This is a genomic window from Gracilimonas tropica DSM 19535 (assembly GCF_000375425.1).
GTDB classification, from domain to species: domain Bacteria; phylum Bacteroidota; class Rhodothermia; order Balneolales; family Balneolaceae; genus Gracilimonas; species Gracilimonas tropica.
In genome coordinates this window covers 1-1,815 of the sequence record NZ_AQXG01000039.1, presented here as the reverse complement: position 1 = coordinate 1,815, position 1,815 = coordinate 1, and the positions used below count along the sequence as shown (strand labels likewise).

The 1,815-nt window shown below is 40.7% G+C and carries 2 protein-coding genes; both read right to left on the bottom strand.

What is annotated here, in order from left to right:
- Positions 1 to 215: 215 nt before the first annotated feature.
- Positions 216 to 458 carry a hypothetical protein gene (locus B151_RS19185; protein WP_020402240.1) on the bottom strand — a complete coding sequence of 81 codons (243 nt, stop codon included), beginning with the start codon at positions 456 to 458 and terminating at the stop codon, positions 216 to 218.
- Positions 459 to 694: 236 nt separating this feature from the next.
- Positions 695 to 1,279 carry a hypothetical protein gene (locus B151_RS19180; protein WP_020402241.1) on the bottom strand — a complete coding sequence of 195 codons (585 nt, stop codon included), beginning with the start codon at positions 1,277 to 1,279 and terminating at the stop codon, positions 695 to 697.
- Positions 1,280 to 1,815 lie beyond the last annotated feature (536 nt).

Here is a 1,815-nt window from a genome sequence, read left to right as displayed (position 1 = left end):
ACCACAAACAACGCACCGGACGAAATTAAATGCCACGAACCGCAAAAAAGCTCCGATCAACACACAAAACCTGAAAGCCTGGCCGGGCACATAACGACCCAGCGTTTAAACGGCGCGGGGATTATGATTTAGTTGAAGTAGCGAAATTAATTCCTGGCAATCAAGTTCTATCGAACCCCGTCCGCGTCCGATTTAAAACGCTTTGTTAGGTGCTATTACCATTCTAATATTGGAGCGATTATACCTAAGGCTCTATATCCAAGACCTAAAACAGGATAGAATAAGAGTAGGCTTATTGTAAGTTCAATTCCGAAGAAAATATCAGTTCTTTCACGAAGATATTTGATTCTTTTTAATAGTATATCGGTCACCGTAATTAATGCTAATGCTATTGGCAAGGCACCTGGAGCAGCAATGACTACGAGAAACCCTTTATCATCAAAGACTTCTATATGCATTAAGAGGATTATCCAAGGGTACCATGAAAGCACATGTACTAAGAAGCAAATGATTACTCTGAAGAAAGAAGATGATAAAAGGTTTGACAATTTCTTCATTAGTATGCACCTAACGACCCGGCGTTTAAACGGCGCGGGGATTATGATTTCTTTTGAAGTAGCAAAATTAATTCCTGGCAATCAAGTTTCATCGAACCCCGTCCGCGTCCGATTTAAAACGCCTTGTTAGCCGTATTTTAATACCCATAAATTTGTTTGTTTACTTTTTCTGTGAATTCTTTTGCTTCAGATTTTGACAAATACTTCAAAGAAATTTTTCTCCTTTCTAAGCTTTTAGCCATTCTTAAACATTTCTTGCACGTAATCTCATGATCTGTTTCATAAACGTTTTTAGTGTCATCAAAATAACCTTTACAAAGTAAGCTACCACTCATTCTCTTTAGGTTGTGAAACTCAATATCCTCTAAAAGTTTAATGTGATAAGCTCCAGATACAGAATGTCTGGTTATCTGATGAATAGTATAAAAACTTGCAGTTGTTACATTAAGCTCAGCTGGGGCTTTGGAAATTGGGTCAGGAAATTTCAGGGGCTTGTAGTCAAGTTTCTTTATGTGTTCATAATCTCGTTTACGAATTCTGAACTCAGTGATTTTGGCAAGTTTTTCCAATAATAAATCCAAAGCTGCATCTGGATTACTTTTCATTAACTGATCAACTTTTGATCTTACTTCATAACACCGCTTACAGAACATGGTAAATTCGCTTACCGCAGGTTCACCACAATGCTTACATGGAATAATTTTTTTCTCTTTTTTATTCATAAAAGCTAAGATTTATGGAATACGGCTAACGACCCAGCGTTTAAACGGCGCGGGGATTATGATTTAGTTGAAGTAGCGAAATTAATTCCTTAGAAACAAGTTTGACCGAACTTCGTCCGCGTCCGCTTTGAAACGCATTGTTAGGGCGAGACAGCCAAACTAGCCACGAAACGAACAAAACCACCGCTGCCCTGCAAGCCAAAAATGCCGGAACTAAGCGACAGGCGCACGGGAAAGAGCCCGCGAAGGATGGCCGAAAAAGCTAAGCGCCACAGCCTTAAAGCCAAAAAATTTAGAACCGAACACGTGGCGCCCCGACTCTTGGGAAAACTTTAGAAGAGGCAACCCACACCAACGACCCGAACCTGCTACCTGACCAAAAAATTACCACCGGCTGGAAGCCCACATATTTTGACAGAAAGTGATGCGCCTGACGCGCCCTAACGACCCAGCGCATAACGGGCGCGGAGATTATGAGTTAATAAACGGTGAATATTTTTAAACAAGCAACTTTGGAAACCAACGGCACGTCCGCG

Bases quoted from the DNA above. Each gene is read 5' to 3' on its own strand.
- B151_RS19185 (WP_020402240.1), bottom strand. From the start codon at position 458: ATGCATATAGAAGTCTTTGATGATAAAGGGTTTCTCGTAGTCATTGCT.
- B151_RS19180 (WP_020402241.1), bottom strand. From the start codon at position 1,279: ATGAATAAAAAAGAGAAAAAAATTATTCCATGTAAGCATTGTGGTGAA.